Annotated in this window: 10 protein-coding genes and 1 pseudogene; 8 read left to right on the plus strand and 3 right to left on the minus strand. The window is 64.1% G+C overall.

Annotated features, from left to right (window positions below; all coding sequences use genetic code 11):
* Positions 1-136: 136 nt before the first annotated feature.
* Positions 137-2,485, minus strand: coding sequence for a sensor histidine kinase (locus tag HWX39_RS17315; protein ID WP_175969213.1), 2,349 nt, complete (start codon positions 2,483-2,485; stop codon positions 137-139).
* Positions 2,478-3,314 (minus strand): response regulator, encoded by an 837-nt coding sequence (locus HWX39_RS17320; protein WP_175969395.1) that lies wholly within the window; start codon positions 3,312-3,314, stop codon positions 2,478-2,480. Before HWX39_RS17320 ends, HWX39_RS17315 begins: the two co-directional genes overlap by 8 nt.
* Before the next feature lie 1,442 nt (positions 3,315-4,756).
* Between HWX39_RS17320 and HWX39_RS17325 the strand changes: the two genes are divergently transcribed.
* The 8 genes and pseudogenes from HWX39_RS17325 to HWX39_RS17360 all read left to right on the plus strand — a co-directional run bounded on the left by HWX39_RS17325 (position 4,757) and on the right by HWX39_RS17360 (position 14,514).
* Positions 4,757-9,478: a YadA-like family protein gene (locus HWX39_RS17325; RefSeq protein ID WP_175969214.1), complete on the plus strand. Its 4,722-nt coding sequence runs from the start codon at positions 4,757-4,759 to the stop codon at positions 9,476-9,478.
* 44 nt (positions 9,479-9,522) lie between these two features.
* Positions 9,523-9,918, plus strand: coding sequence for an outer membrane protein assembly factor BamE (bamE, locus tag HWX39_RS17330; protein WP_175969215.1), 396 nt, complete (start codon positions 9,523-9,525; stop codon positions 9,916-9,918).
* A gap of 78 nt (positions 9,919-9,996) precedes the next feature.
* Positions 9,997-10,329, plus strand: a pseudogene (locus HWX39_RS17335) (epoxyqueuosine reductase QueH); the annotation flags it as partial.
* A 91-nt stretch (positions 10,330-10,420) separates the two neighbouring features.
* Positions 10,421-10,687 (plus strand): hypothetical protein, encoded by a 267-nt coding sequence (locus HWX39_RS17340; protein WP_175969216.1) that lies wholly within the window; start codon positions 10,421-10,423, stop codon positions 10,685-10,687.
* Between the two features lie 378 nt (positions 10,688-11,065).
* Complete coding sequence (locus HWX39_RS17345; protein WP_175969217.1) at positions 11,066-12,049, plus strand: DUF1852 domain-containing protein; 984 nt, start codon at positions 11,066-11,068, stop codon at positions 12,047-12,049.
* A 27-nt stretch (positions 12,050-12,076) separates the two neighbouring features.
* A complete protein-coding gene (locus tag HWX39_RS17350) occupies positions 12,077-13,111 on the plus strand; it encodes a methionine synthase (protein ID WP_175969218.1) in 1,035 nt (344 codons plus the stop codon).
* A 256-nt stretch (positions 13,112-13,367) separates the two neighbouring features.
* Positions 13,368-13,877, plus strand: a complete 510-nt coding sequence (locus HWX39_RS17355; RefSeq protein ID WP_175969219.1) for a flavin reductase family protein — start codon at positions 13,368-13,370, stop codon at positions 13,875-13,877.
* A 319-nt stretch (positions 13,878-14,196) separates the two neighbouring features.
* Complete coding sequence (locus HWX39_RS17360; RefSeq protein ID WP_175952372.1) at positions 14,197-14,514, plus strand: hypothetical protein; 318 nt, start codon at positions 14,197-14,199, stop codon at positions 14,512-14,514.
* 286 nt (positions 14,515-14,800) lie between these two features.
* Here the strand turns inward: HWX39_RS17360 and HWX39_RS17365 are convergent, their stop codons facing one another.
* Positions 14,801-14,989: a hypothetical protein gene (locus HWX39_RS17365; RefSeq protein ID WP_175952373.1), complete on the minus strand. Its 189-nt coding sequence runs from the start codon at positions 14,987-14,989 to the stop codon at positions 14,801-14,803.
* Positions 14,990-14,997 lie beyond the last annotated feature (8 nt).

Below are 14,997 nucleotides of genomic sequence, written 5' to 3' on the forward strand. Positions count from 1 at the left end.
GCGCGCATCGTCCGGCGGGCGGAGCGGCACAAGGCGTCCTGACGTGCCGGTCGGCGGTGCGCCGATGCGCGGGCGGTCGCCTCCGGCGGCCGGCCGGTGCCCGATCGGCGCGTGAGCGATGCGGCGGACCGTGCTGTCAGGCCGGCCCGGCGGTGTCGGCTTCAGCGTCGAACGCCGCGGCGGCGCTGCGCGCATGTTTCAGCGAGCCGGCCAGTTTTCCGATCGCGTCCAGGTCCAGGGCATCGAGGTGTTCGTGTACGTCTCGCACGAAGGGCGCGTAATCCGGCTCGTCCGCGTACTGGCCGAGCCATGCCTCGATATCGGTCAGCTGCCCGTTGTCGGCCAGCAGGATCAGGTGGTCGAGCGCCTCGTCGGGCGGGCACGGCATCGCGGGCGCGGGGAGATCCGGTTCGGCATCGCCGTCCGGCTGAAACCGCCGGACGAGTTCCGGCACCGGCACGAGCGCGTGCCCGACGGCCGGCGCGACGATCGCGAACGAGAATGCCGTGCCGACGCCCGGCTGGCTGGCCACGGCCAGCTCGCCCCCCATCGCGCCGACGATGCGCTGCGCGATGAACAGGCCGAGCCCGGTGCCGCCGTTCACGGCCTGCACCTGCTGGTACGCGCGGAAGATGTCGCGGTTTCCGCTGACGTCGATCCCGATGCCCGTATCGGCCACCTCGAACAGCAGGCGCCAGGTGTCGCCTTCGCGCGCGGCATGAATCGACAGCGTGACCGTGCCGTCGCGCGTGAACTTCGACGCGTTGGACAACAGGTTGAGCAACACCTGCTGCAGGCGCATGCCGTCGATCGACACCGTGCGCGGCAGCGGCGTGGCCGGCCGGTAGACGAACCGGTTGTCCTGTTGCGCGCACAGCGCGACCGCGTAGTGGCCGATATCGTCGAGCAGGCCGGGCAGGTCGGTCGCGTCCGGCGACACGCCGAGCGGCTGCAGCTCGGCCTTCGTGAACGCGAGCAGTTCGTCGATCAGCGTGAGCTGGTAGCGGATGCTGCGGTCGATCGACCGGATCAGCCGCGCCTGGCCGCGCGTCGCGCCTTGCAGCAGCAGCTTCGCGTAGCCGTTGATCGTGGACAGCGGCGCGCGCAGGTCGTGGCTGACGTAGCCGAGCGTCTCGATCTTCTGCTGCATGTGGGTCGTCACCTGTTGCAGCGCGTCGTTGAGCGCGAGTGTGCGTCGTGCGACTTCGTCGCGCAGGCGATCCTGTTCGGTGAGCTGCCAATGCTCGAGCCGCTTCCTCGCCTCGGTGCGCTGGCGGCCGACGTGGTGGATCCATGCGGCCAGCACCAGCAGGTGCGTGGCGAGACCGACGATCGCGATGACGGGGTTCGGGAAGATGTCGGATTTCAGCCAGGCGAGCGCGGGCGGCAGCGTGTTCATGCCGTCGAGCACGCGGATCAGCATGTTGAAGGTGGCGAAGGCGATCGCAATCAGCATCACGCGGCCGGTCGGCGTCCGGCGAATCGCGAGCACCAGCGCGACGCTGATGTTGACGATCCCGACCAACGCGTTCAGCCGCAGGCAGAACCACGTGAACGTCAGCAGGTCGCCGCACGCGGCGCCGACCATGCCGACGCCTTCGAGCGCGAGGAATGCCGTGTAGATCGCGCGCATCGGCAGCTTCGCCTGCTCGCGCCGGGCGACCATCAGGATGAACACGATGAAGCAGGAGATCGCCAGGTACGCGAAGACGATTTCGCCGCGCGCCGACCATTCACGCAGCGCAGGCGGCAACGCCGTCGCCAGGTAGCCGCGGTAAGCCGCTTCGAACAGCGTCGTGCCCAGCGCCACCGCGGCCAGCACGTGGAACACGCCGCTGCGCGAAAAGAACCCGATCAGCAGTGCGCACCACACGAGCGCGAGCAGCCCGCCGAAGAAGCCGAAGTCCCACATCGTCGCGCGCCGTTCCAGCGCATCCCATGCCGCGCGCGTGAACGCGGCCGGCGCAAGCCGCATTTCCTTGCGCGACGTGACGCGGATCAGGACGGGGAGGCTTTCGCCGGCGCGCAACGTGACGTCGAGCGTCGGGTAGCGCGAGGGCGGCCCGGCGGCACTACCGCCGGCGCCGGCGGCCGGAAAGCGGCGGTCGAGCGTCCACCGGCCGTTCCGGCCGATATAGAAGTCCGCCTGGTCGACGCGCGCGTCGCGAATCGCGAGCACCAGCGGGTGGGCGGCGTCGTCGCGGTTGGTCAGTGTTGCGCGGATCCACCACGCCGATCGCGAGAACTCGATGTTGAACGACGACGTGCCGGCCACCGGTGTGCGATGAACCGGATCGGCGAGCCGTGCGGCCGCCTGATCGGCGGACATCGTCGTGCTCGCGTCCTCGAATACCGATACGGCGTCCAGTTGCGCGGGGTTCGGCGTCGGCGCGGCGCGCGCCGTCGCGCAGGTGACGGCCATCGCGAGCAGAAGCAGCAGCGTCGCGCGACATCCGGCTGCCCATGCCGCGTGGCGCCTACCCATCGTGATGGTGCTCCGCGGGTGCGACGGCAGGGGCATTGACCGCATGGCGCTGGCGCCGCCAGTCGGACGGCGTGCTGCCGAAGCGTTCGCGGAACGCGGTCGCGAAGTTGCCGGGCGTGGAAAAGCCGATTTCCTCGGCGATGTCGCCGATCCCCATCGACGTCTCCGCCAGGAAGTGCATCGCGGCGCGCAGGCGCGTGTCGCGCAGATATTCGAACACGGTCTGGCCGAGATGGTCGCGGAACACGCGGGACAGGCGCTTTTCGTGCGTACCGACCTGCCTGGCGAGTTCCTCGAGCGCCGGCGGATGGCGCAGGTCGCGCAGCAGGACCTCGGACGCCGCGCGCACGAGGGCCGCATCGGGGTTGTCGGGCAGCTCGGGCAGATGGGCGAACGGCTGGCTGCGCCGCGCCCGTTTCAGGTGATTGCGGATCCGGGCCAGCACTTCGGTCGGCTCGAACGGCTTGATGATGTAGTCGATCGCGCCCGTTTCGAGCCCGGCGATGCGATCCGCGAGATCGCCCGCGGCCGTCAGGATGATGACCGGGATCGATTGCGTCGAAGGCGTCGACGCCAGCAGCCGGCACGCGGCGAAGCCGTCCATGCGCGGCATGCGGACATCCATCAGGATCAGGTCGGGCGCGATCGCCTGGGCACGGTGATAGGCCTGCAGCCCGTCGAACGCGACGCTGATCCGGCACCGTGCGGCACGCAGGATTTCGGTCAGGAGTCGCAGGTCGTTCGGGCGATCGTCGACGACAAGAATATGGGCGTCAGCGAGATCCGGCGTGGGACGAGGCGACGCCGAACTGGACAAGCGGGATGACATGGTTGCGGACGCGTTGGAAGGGTGGCCGGTCAGAGTGAGCGCATCGCTGTCTGTGCGATTGTTGCAAAAAATTATATGCCGACAACAGCGCATGTTGTGAGGATTCCGTGCGACCCGTGGGGGCTTGCGCGACAAGGTGTTGCGTGTCGGCTGCCACCGCGTTCGGCCGAATGAAACGGAAGCGGGAAAACGTGCCGAATTGATTTTTAATGATCGGTCTTTATTTCCGGATCAATTCTGAAAAATTCTATTTTGTACGAGTGAAGAATCAGTTGACCGTGCGGCCGGAGGTTGGCGTGTGCAATGTAAAGCAGATGAAGGGTGTGTAGTTTGACCGATTAATTTTTTGTCGATTCCTGGTTGGAATCATGTTAGTCAGGAAGTCGCTTTTTGCACCGGAATGTATGAATGTAAATGCCGTCCGCTCGGGAAAAGGATTTTTCCGCTCGGGAAAAGATTCGTTCGGACGGATACCCGCACACTAGCCCCGGCGCGGCTGGAATCGGTTCTTCCGATGCGGACGAGATCGCGCGGATCGCATGTCGAAGTTCCATCCAGGTGCATGCGATACCAATGTGACATTGCATGATGTAATTCCCATGATCCGGGATTGCGGCGGTGAACGAATAACTGGCACGAGGGTAATCAAAATTTCATAATTCGCCGAATACGTTGTCATATAAGAGAAATCGGTGAATTCTGGAATTCGGTTGGGTGTGTGATACCGGTCGAGACGAAATCGTCAAGGAAATTCGATCGATTCATTCGGTGCAGGGGTCGTCCGGCAAATCGTCGATGCTGTTCCGGAAATCCGGAAAAAGCGTTTGAATGCCGGACGGAACGGGTGAGTGGCTGCGCGTTGGCCGTCCGAGGGTTCGATCCATCGGGGGGCGGCCGCGCGCGGTGCGCTCTCGAATCAGGCGGGCACGAAAACGATGAGCACAGCAGGCACGACAGGCCAACGCCCCGGTTCGCACGAACCGGCGGCGCATGCTTCAGTCCCGGGGATCGCATGGCGTCATCCTCCTCCTGAATGAAGCAGGGCGGGCCGCCCCCGGGTGCGGGCCGGCTTCCGCCATCCGGCGTCCGAGTGACGCTTTCCCACGAGAGTCAAGATCGTCGCTGATCCGGCGCGATGGCGCACGCGCACGCGCGCGCGGAAGAGCGGCGCGCATGTTGCCGCCCGGCCTGCCGCGTCGGCGTCCATGATTCGATAACTGCGATCGTCGCGTTGCATCGTGTCGACGGACACGGGCGGCGTGCGGTCGCGCGATCGCGAGGTCCATCGCGAGTGTCGTGCAGCGTTACCCGGCTGTTTAGTTAGTGATCCAAAGTGAAAGGCGACGCGTCGCGAGGCGGACGGGAATGTGCGGAGGGTGTTCTCGCCGGCCGCCGCGTTCGACGTTGCGTCATCCAGCACATGAGAACCGAGGGAAGACAAGATGAACAAGTCGTTCAAGTCGATCTGGAACGAAGCATTGGGAGCCTGGGTTGCGGCTTCGGAGCTTGATCGCGCGCGCGGAAAGCGCGTCGCGTCGTCGCGTGGCACGCCGGCGCGTGCCATGGACGGAGGAGTCGCGGCCTGCGCGGGCGCGCCTTCGGCCCCGTCGCTCAGGCGGCTCACCGTGCTGATGGCGTCAGCGTATCTCGCGCTGTTCCATGCCGGCGCGCACGCGCAGTACCAGCCGGATGGCGGCTCGGCTACCGGCGGTGTCACGTCGATCGCGATCGGCGTCGGTTCGAGTGCCGCGCAGCAGAATTCCACGGCGCTGGGCAACCTTTCGACGGCGCAGGGCTTGTCGGCCACGGCGCTCGGCCCGGGTGCGCATGCGATGGCGGACGGTTCGACGGCCGTCGGCATCAACGCGCAGGCGACCGGCGTCAACAGTACATCGATGGGCGTGCAGGCGATCGGGTCGGGCAACTACGCGGTCGCGCTCGGCAACCAGTCGAATGCGACGCAAACCGGATCGGTGGCGCTGGGCAGCGGGTCGTCCGCAACCGGCGTGTCGGCCATCGGGCTCGGCAACAATGCGACGGCTTCCGGCCAGTATGCCGCCGCGCTGGGCCTCGGGGCCGTCTCGTCCGGCATTGCCAGCGTCGCGCTCGGCTATTCGTCGCAAGCCATCAATCAAGGCGCGATCGCGCTCGGCAATCAGTCGACGAGTTCGGGCGCGGCCGGGGTTGCCGTGGGGAGCGGTGCGCTGGCGACCGGCAATTCCGGCGTCGCGATGGGCGTCAATGCCGGCGCGAAAGGCGCGACGTCGATCGCGATCGGCTGGGGCGGGACAGCCGGCGTACCGGGTTCGGGCACGCAGTCGCTCGGCACCAGTTCGATCGCGCTGGGCTCGAAAACGACGGCAGGCGCCGACAACGCCCAGGCGTACGGCTTGAGCGCCAATGCGTCGGGTGTCAGTTCCGTTGCGATGGGCGTTCAGTCGACGGCGACGCAGCAGTTTGCGGTCGCGCTCGGCGATCTTGCGCTCGCGACCGGCGTGTCGGCGACTGCATTGGGCTCGGGTGCGACGGCGTCAGCCACGAACGCGACGGCCATCGGCATCAACAGCGTCGCGGCGGCGGCTTCCACCGTGGCGATCGGCGACAGCAACTCGGTCGCGGCCGCGGCGGGGGCGGGCTCGATTGCCGCCGGCAACAACTCGAAGGTGCTCGGCGGTATCGGCGCCGTCGCGCTCGGCGCGGGCCAGACGGTCAGCGGCAACGGCGCGGTGGCGATCGGCGATCCCAGTACCGCGATCGGCACCGGCGCGGTCACGGCCGGTTCGAACAACACGGCGAACGGCGACGGCGCGGTGGCGATCGGCAATTCGAACAACGCGCAGGGCGCCGGCTCGCTCGCGCTCGGCAACACGTCGACGGCCGCGGCTGCCGGTGCGGTGGCGTTCGGTGCATCGGCGGTGGCGAACAATACCGGCGATGTCGCGCTCGGCTCGGGCTCGACGACGGCCGCGCCGAATCCGACGGCAAGCGCGACGATCGGCGGCGTGACTTACACGTTCAAAGGCACGACGCCGGCGAGCGTCGTCAGCGTCGGCGCGGCGGGCACCGAGCGCCAGATCACCAATGTCGCGGCCGGGCGCATCAACGCCGCGAGCACGGATGCGATCAACGGGTCGCAGCTCGATGCGACGAACCAGGCGGTGAATTCGCTGTCGACGTCGACGGCGTCGAGCGTCGGTTCGTTGTCGACGGGGGTGTCGTCGTTGTCGACCGGGTTGTCGTCGGCCAACAGCTCGATCACGTCGCTTTCCACGTCGGCTTCGACGGGTATCAGCTCGTTGTCGACGGGGTTGAGCTCGACCAGCAGCGCCGTCACGTCGTTGTCGACGTCCGCATCGACGGGCCTGTCGTCGGCCAATAGTGCGATCACGTCGCTGTCCACGTCGACTTCGACCGGCATCGGTTCGCTGTCGACGGGGTTGAGTTCGACCAACAGCGCGGTGACGTCGTTGTCGACTTCGACGTCGACCGGCATCAGCTCGTTGTCGACGGGCTTGAGTTCGACCAACAGTTCGGTGACGTCGCTGTCGACATCCACGTCGACCGGATTGTCGTCCGCCAATAGCGCCATCACGTCGTTGTCGACTTCGACGTCGACGGGCATCACCTCGCTGTCGACGGGGCTGAGTTCGACCAACAGCGCGGTGACGTCATTGTCGACCTCCACGTCGACCGGATTGTCGTCGGCCAACAGCGCGATCACGTCGTTGTCGACTTCGACGTCGACGGGCATCACCTCGTTGTCGACGGGGCTGAGTTCGACCAACAGCGCGGTCACGTCGCTGTCGACCTCCACGTCGACCATCGTCGGTTCGCTGTCCACGGGGTTGAGTTCGACGAACAGTGCGGTGACGTCGTTGTCGACCTCTACGTCGACGATCGTCGGTTCGCTGTCCACGGGGCTGAGTTCGACCAACAGCGCGGTGACGTCGCTATCGACGTCCACGTCGACGATCGTCGGTTCGCTGTCCACGGGGCTGAGCTCGACCAACAGCACGGTGACGTCGCTGTCCACGTCGACGTCGACCAGCATCAACTCGCTGTCCACGGGACTGAGCTCGACGAACAGCGCGGTGACGTCGTTGTCGACCTCGACCTCGACGATCGTCGGTTCGTTGTCCACCGGCGTCGTATCGCTGTCCACCGGCCTGAGCACGACCAACAGCAACGTCACGTCGCTGTCGACCGCGACATCGACGAGCATCGGTTCGCTGTCGACCGGGCTCAGTTCGACGACCAGCTCGATCGCGTCGCTGTCGACTTCGACCTCGACGACCGTCGGCTCGCTGTCCACCGGGCTGTCGAGCACGAACAGCAACTTGACGTCGCTGTCCACCGCGACATCGACGGGCATCGGTTCGCTGTCGACCGGCCTCAGCTCGATCGCCAGCAACAACACCAACCTCGGCAACAGCACGGCGGGCGCGATCGGCGGCGGGGCCACCTACGATCCGACGACCGGGAAGATTTCCGCGCCGTCGTACGTGACGTACAACAGCGACGGTTCGACGACGATCAACAACAACGTCGGCTCGGCGATCGACAACATCAACGCGAACGGCATCAAGTATTTCCACGCGAACTCGACCGCACCGGACAGCCAGGCGCTCGGGCTCGACAGCGTCGCGATCGGCCCGAACGCGGTCGCGAAGGTGGACGGCAGCATCGCGCTCGGCGCCGGCTCGGTGTCCGATCGCGCGACGGTGCCGGCCTCCGGCGTGATCCGCAACGGCAGCGCATCGATTCCGTTCAACACGACCGACCAGACGTTGCTGGGCGCGGTGTCGGTCGGCGACGCCGCCAGCAAGACGTATCGCCAGATCACCAACGTCGCGGACGGCACCGGGCAGCAGGACGCCGTGACCGTGCGGCAACTGGCCGGCGCGTTGCAGTCGTTCGCGGTCACGAGCCAGAAGTACTTCCACGCGAACTCGACGGCGGTGGATTCGCTCGCGGTAGGCGCGGATTCGGTCGCGGTCGGCCCGACGACGGTCGTCAACGGCGATAACGGCGTGGGCATCGGCAACGGCGCGATCGTCGACGCCACCGCGCCGGGCGGCGTGGCGATCGGACAGGCGGCCAGCGCCGCGCAGGCCGACGCGCTCGCGCTCGGCAGCGGCGCGACGGCAACCGGCGCGCAGTCGGTTGCGCAGGGCGCCAACGCGGTCGCGGCCAGCGTGGGCAGCGTCGCGCTCGGATCGGGCGCGCACAGCACGGCGACCGATGCGCTCGCGCTCGGCGCCGGCGCGTCGGCGACCTATGCGAACAGCGTCGCGCTCGGCGCGGGGTCGCTGACGACGGTCGGCGCGCAGACGAACTACATCGCGTACGGCCTGAGCAGCCCGCAGTCGTCGGCCGGCGAGGTCAACGTCGGCAACCGGCAGATCACCGGCCTCGCGGCCGGCAAGAACGGCACCGACGCGGTGAACGTGTCGCAACTCGACTCGGTCGCCAACCAGTTGACGACGCTGATCACCCAGCGCACGTCCAACCTCGGCGGCTCGTACACGACGAATCCGGCCGGCACGAACCTGCCGCCGGGCTCGACGGGGGCGAACTCGTCGGCGGGCGGCTCGGGGGCGGTCGCGTCGGGCTCGAACAGCACGGCGGTCGGCAACGGGGCGCTGGCGTCCGGCAACGGGTCGACCGCGATCGGCGTCGGCTCGAGCGCGACGGGCAGCAATTCGGCCGCGATCGGCACGGGCAGCAACGACGGCGGCCGCTCGAACGTCGTCGCCGTGGGCTCGGCGGATTCGGCGCGGCAGGTCGTCAACGTCGCGGCCGGCACGCAGGGCACCGACGCGGTCAACGTGAACCAACTGAACGCGAGCGTGGGCAATACGCTGTCGCAGGCGAACAGCTACACGGACGGCCAGGTCGCCAGCCTGCGCAACAGCCTCGACAGCTACCGCCGCGACGCGGATGGCGGCACGGCGACGGCGATGGCCGTGGCCGGCCTGCCGCAACCGTCCGGGCCCGGCAAGAGCATGGTCGCGCTGGCCGGCAGCGTGTATCGCGGCCAGTCCGGGCAGGCGCTCGGCATTTCGACGATCTCGGAGAACAACCACTGGGTCTACAAGGCGGCCGTCTCGACCAACACGCGTGGCACGTATGGCGCGGTGGTCGGTGCCGGGTATCAGTGGTGAGCCGCGGCCCGTGCCGTTTCCCTTCCATTCAGACAATGGCAAACATGAACGCAAATCTTGCAAAGTTCGCGGCCGCGGCGCTGCTCGCCGCCGCCGGCCTGACCGGATGCGCCACGCAGCAGGGCGATCCGCCGTTCCCGTCGGCCGACACGGCCACGCTGCCCGAGGGGACGTACCCGAATCTCGCCAACCTGGCGCGGGTCCAGCCGGGCGTGACGAAGAACCAACTGTACGAACTGCTTGGCCCGCCGCATTTCCACGAGTGGATCTTCCACGTGCGGACGTGGAACTACCTGTTCCAGTTCCGCGACGCCGGCAAGGTCGCGACCTGTCAGTACCAGATCCAGTTCGATTCGGATAACCGCGTCGTGAAGACGCGGTGGGACAAGCCGGAGTGCGAGGCCTTTGGCGGGAAGGCGGCGGGCGGCACGGAAGGCTGACGCTGCATGACCGGCCTGCGGGCCGGTTGGCGGGCGCCGATGTCGCGGGGGCATCGGCCCGCCACCGTATTGCCGTGCACGGCCTTGTATGCGCATGAACACGGTTTCCCGGTCATCACCAGCTCGTTGGGCATCTCGCGGTGGAAGAGCATGCAACAGATCAACGATTACGGTGTGCGCGCGGCCTCGCCTTATCCCGACATGCTGTATTGGGAATAAAACTGGCGCAAAGGCGGCGGCTCGGCGCGCATGATCGAGATTCGCAAGCGGGAAAATTTCTACCAGCAAGAACATTGCGGCTGCGTCTACTCGCTACGCGACACCAATCAGCATCGCCTGGAAAGCGGCCGCGAACGCATTCAGCCGGGCGTGAAGTTCTACGGAGACGACGACTCCGCGATCGAGTCCTGAGCTTGCCATCCGTGCCCGGATCAACAAGCGGAACGGCTTTAAGGCAGCGTGCTCGAACAAAACCCCGGTCGCGCTGCGTACCGTCCGACGCATGTTCCGGATCGCCAGGCTGCAGGCCTTTGGCACGGCGCTGGCGCATCGGAAGCGACTCGGTACCGACCTGCGCCCCTTGTCTGCTGCGATTCAGCGCAAGATCGAACCAGCTATCGGCTACTTCATTCGTCGTTCGTCGCCCCTCGCCCCCGCAGTGAGGGACGTCTCTTTCACGCACGCTTCATTTCGCGGTTCGCCGCGCGATTCGATCCGAAGCAAGCGAATCCGCTTGTCGCGCGACGCGTTCGCCACGCGCGCTCCATGACTTTGCCGTTGGCCGAGCGCCGGAGCGGTCAACCTCCCGCAAGCAAGGAAGGGCCCTGAGGCCGATGTTCCTGGACGCGAGAGCGTCGGGACATGAAGCGTCGCATGACCGCGAAGCTGCCTCCATCAGGCCATGACGGGGCGAATGGAGAAGGGCGAGTGCGCGAGAAAACCAACTGGCACGTCGAATCATGAACGTGGCTAATGGATTGATGAGAGAAATTCACTTTTTTTCATGGATGGCCCGGCATAGAATTTCGACTTGAACGCCGATGTGAAACATATTTCTGAGAAAAAATCAGAAAATAAAATCGGACAGCATTGAAAAGTCACGGCCTGAATTCAGGCTTTATCTCGGAAATCAGGGTGCCAGATCAAAATGAGTCAGGATTTTACATTTGCCATCAAGCGCATTTGTTTCGATGAAGACTATCGTCCGTCAGACAGCACGCGTATCACGACCAACTTCGCCAACTTGGCCAGAGGCGCGAATCGCCGAGAGAACTTGCGCAATACATTCAGGATGATCGACAATCGTTTCAATGCCCTGGCGCATTGGGACAATCCCGCAGGCGATCGCTATGCCGTCGAACTTGAAATCATTTCCGTTGAAATGAGCATTGACGGCGAGAGCAGCGGCAGTTCGCTCCCCTTGATCGAGATGTTGAAAACCAATATTGTCGATCGGAAGACCCATGAGCGCATCGAAGGCATCGTAGGGAATAATTTCTCCTCTTACGTGCGGGATTATGACTTCAGCGTTCTACTGCTGGATCACACCAGGAACCAGTCCGAGTTCAGCACGCCGGAGAATTTTGGAGATCTGCACGGGAAGCTGTTCAAGTGCTTCGTGAATTCAAGCGCCTACCGGGCCAATTTCAGCAAGCAACCCGTTATCTGCCTGAGCGTGTCGAGTAGCAGGAACTATTATCGAACCGCCAATCAGCATCCGGTATTGGGTATTGAATACGAGCAGGACGAATACTCGCTGACCGACGAATATTTCAAAAAAATGGGGTTGAAGGTTCGCTATTTCATGCCCCCGAATAGTGTTGCACCTTTGGCATTCTATTTTTCCGGCGATTTGCTGGGCGACTACAGCGATCTCGAGCTTATCGGCACCATCAGCACGATGGATACGTTCCAGAAGATCTACCGGCCCGAGATTTACAACGCGAATTCAGCAGCAGGAAAATCCTATCGGCCAAGTCTGAAGCATCAGGATTTTTCATTGACCCGAATTGTTTACGATCGGGAAGAACGCAGCCGGCTGGCTATCGAGCAGGGAAGGTTTGTCGAGGAGCACTTCATCAAACCGTACCACGCTGTCCTTGAGCAGTGGTCCGCCAACTACGCGCTTTGATTCATCAAAAAACCACGGTCACCTATTGTGAAGAAATTGTTCCCGACTTCAACTGCCGGCAGCTTGCCCAAACCCTCCTGGCTCGCACAACCCGAGACGCTTTGGTCGCCCTGGAAGCTACAGGATGAGGGGTTGATCGAAGGCAAACGAGATGCTTTGCGCTTGTCATTGCAAGAGCAGCAACATGCGGGCATCGATATCGTCAGTGATGGCGAGCAAACGCGCCAGCATTTTGTGACGACGTTCATCGAGCACCTCAGCGGCGTTGATTTTGCGAACCGCAAGACCGTTCGAATCCGTGATCGCTATGATGCAAGCGTGCCGACGGTCGTCGATGCCGTTGCGCGACAAAAGCCGGTTTTCGTCGAAGATGCCAGGTTCCTGCGCCAGCAGACCACGCAACCCATCAAATGGGCGCTGCCGGGCCCCATGACCATGATCGATACGCTCTATGACGATCATTACAAAAGTCGCGAGAAACTGGCCTGGGAGTTCGCAAAGATCCTGAACCAGGAAGCCAGGGAGCTGGAGGCGGCCGGCGTCGACATCATTCAATTCGACGAGCCCGCGTTCAATGTTTTCTTCGATGAAGTGAATGATTGGGGCGTGGCGACCCTGGAGAGGGCCATAGAAGGTCTCAAGTGCGAGACTGCCGTGCATATTTGCTATGGCTATGGCATCAAGGCCAATACGGATTGGAAAAAGACGCTGGGGTCGGAGTGGCGCCAATACGAAGAAGCCTTTCCCAAGCTGCAAAAATCCAGTATCGACATGGTTTCGCTGGAATGCCACAACTCTCGTGTTCCAATGGATCTGATCGAACTCATTCGAGGTAAAAAGGTCATGGTGGGGGCCATTGATGTGGCAACCAATACCATTGAAACGCCCGAGGAAGTCGCCGACACCTTGCGGAAGGCGCTTCAGTTTGTCGATGCCGACAAGCTCTATCCTTGCACCAACTGCGGCATGGCGCCCTTGTCTCGTGACGTCGCGAGAGGCAAGCTGAATGCTTTAAGTGCGGGCGCAGAAATCGTCCGAAGAGAACGCTCGAACGCGTTCTGAGCGAAAGTCGATGCGATGCTCGGCAGGATCGAAGGCGATGGGTTTCAGGGAGTTTATTAGCAGGACTCCCTGAATCTGCTGAAATACGCCGCCCGGGTTGCCCGAGTATCCAGTTGAAGCAAGCATCGTTGTCGACCCCGATCAAGCCGGCAAGCGCAAGCGGGCCTGAAGGTTGTTTCCGATCGAAACGGGTCGGGTGACGCCGCAGAAGAGGGGTTTGCCCCGTTCGAGCCGCCTCCGGCATTCAGTATCTACCATGTCACTTTCCAGCACGGCCATCGAGCCATCGAGCTTTCGCGAAGCGCTCGGGCACTACGCATCCGGCATCACGGTCATTGCCTCACGCGTTGAGGGTGAGCCGATCGGCTTCACTTGCCAGTCGTTCCATAGCGTGTCGATGAACCCGCCGCTGGTGTCGTTCAGCGTCATGTCCGGTTCGGCCAGCTATCCCAGGATTCGCCAGGCAGGTCGATTCGTCGTCAATATCCTGTCAGAGGGGCAAGTCAGTATTTCTAATCAATTCGCCAGGCGAGGCACGGACAAGTGGCATGGAGTCGAATGGCAGGAATCGCCGCTGGGCAACCCGATCATTGTCGGCAGCCTCCACTGGCTTGATTGCGAAATCCACGCCGAACACGCCGCGGGTGATCACCTGATCGTGATTGGTGAAGTGAAGGCGTTGAACCGGCAGGAAGCGGCTGCTGCGCAGCCATTGCTGTATTTCAAAGGGCAATATCGCAACATCGCTGCGCATGGCGCGGTTTGAGCGTTGACTTTCGTTGCCCGCTTCGACGCGTCTATCGATTGAAAGCGTGATCATTGCCGTGAATTCGCCTGGCACCGGCGCAAACGCGGCACTGCACCAATCCGTCAAATGGCGGGCCGGGTGGCGATCACGCCGGGTCATCCGGCGGCGTTGATGACCTGTCTCGGATTCGAGGGAATCAGGAAGGAGGACGTCGGTTGCCGGCCGCTGCTTGACTGTCGAGTCCTCAGGTTTGATTCGACGCAAGCGCGGCGCGATTGCGTCTCGCGTGCCCGCAATGGCGAGTACACTGAAAATGCCTTGGAAACAGGAGAATGCGATGATCGACGCTGGCCCCCAAAGAACCTTCCGAGGGCTGCCGCTGACCGTGGAGCAGGACGCGGAAGTGAGGCACTACATCAAGGATCGAACTCGGCGCGGGCTGCCATGGGACACGCCGGAGTTGAGCGCGATGCTCAAGGACATGCTGCATCCCCCGGGTGACGGCGACGGTGATCCGGCTTCCGCGGCAGACGAAACCCGGGCGGCCGCCGAGCGCGCGACGGCTTCGGTTGACGAAGCGATGGACCCCATCGAGGCGAACGAGGAGTGGCATGCGGCCATGGAGTCGGAGGGCATGAAAGGGCCGAGACGATAGACGCGGCGCAACGACGCTCCGATTCCTGCAGCGCCGCATGCGGGACATACGCGCCGGATGCCAGGCCTTTCAGGAATGGCACGTTCCGCGTAGCGCGTGCGCTGCGTCGCACCGGATGCGGCACGACTGCCGGCACGCACGGCGCCCCCATCGCGAGCCGCCCGACACGTAATCCGTCCGTCTGCAGGTGATTTCGGACGCAGCCAGTCACGGCACCCGCGTCGCATGGCGCCAGCGAAACTGCGAGCGGCATCTCGTCGCCGGGCGCCCGGCAGCGGGCGCCCTGTCAGTGTCTGAGCACGCAGACGGCCACGATTTCGTATCCGGGGTCGGCATGCACGTGCGCGGCCTTTTCCGCTTCCTCATACGAACCAAACGACGTGGCATCTTCAACCGCCGGTGCCATGCCGATATCGCCATCCTCGGCGGTGCAGAGGAACTGCTCGCCGGTCTTCACGACGTAGACGGACAACATGATTCCCT

The sequence above is a fragment of the Burkholderia sp. BCC0322 genome (genome assembly GCF_902833045.1).
Lineage (GTDB): Bacteria > Pseudomonadota > Gammaproteobacteria > Burkholderiales > Burkholderiaceae > Burkholderia.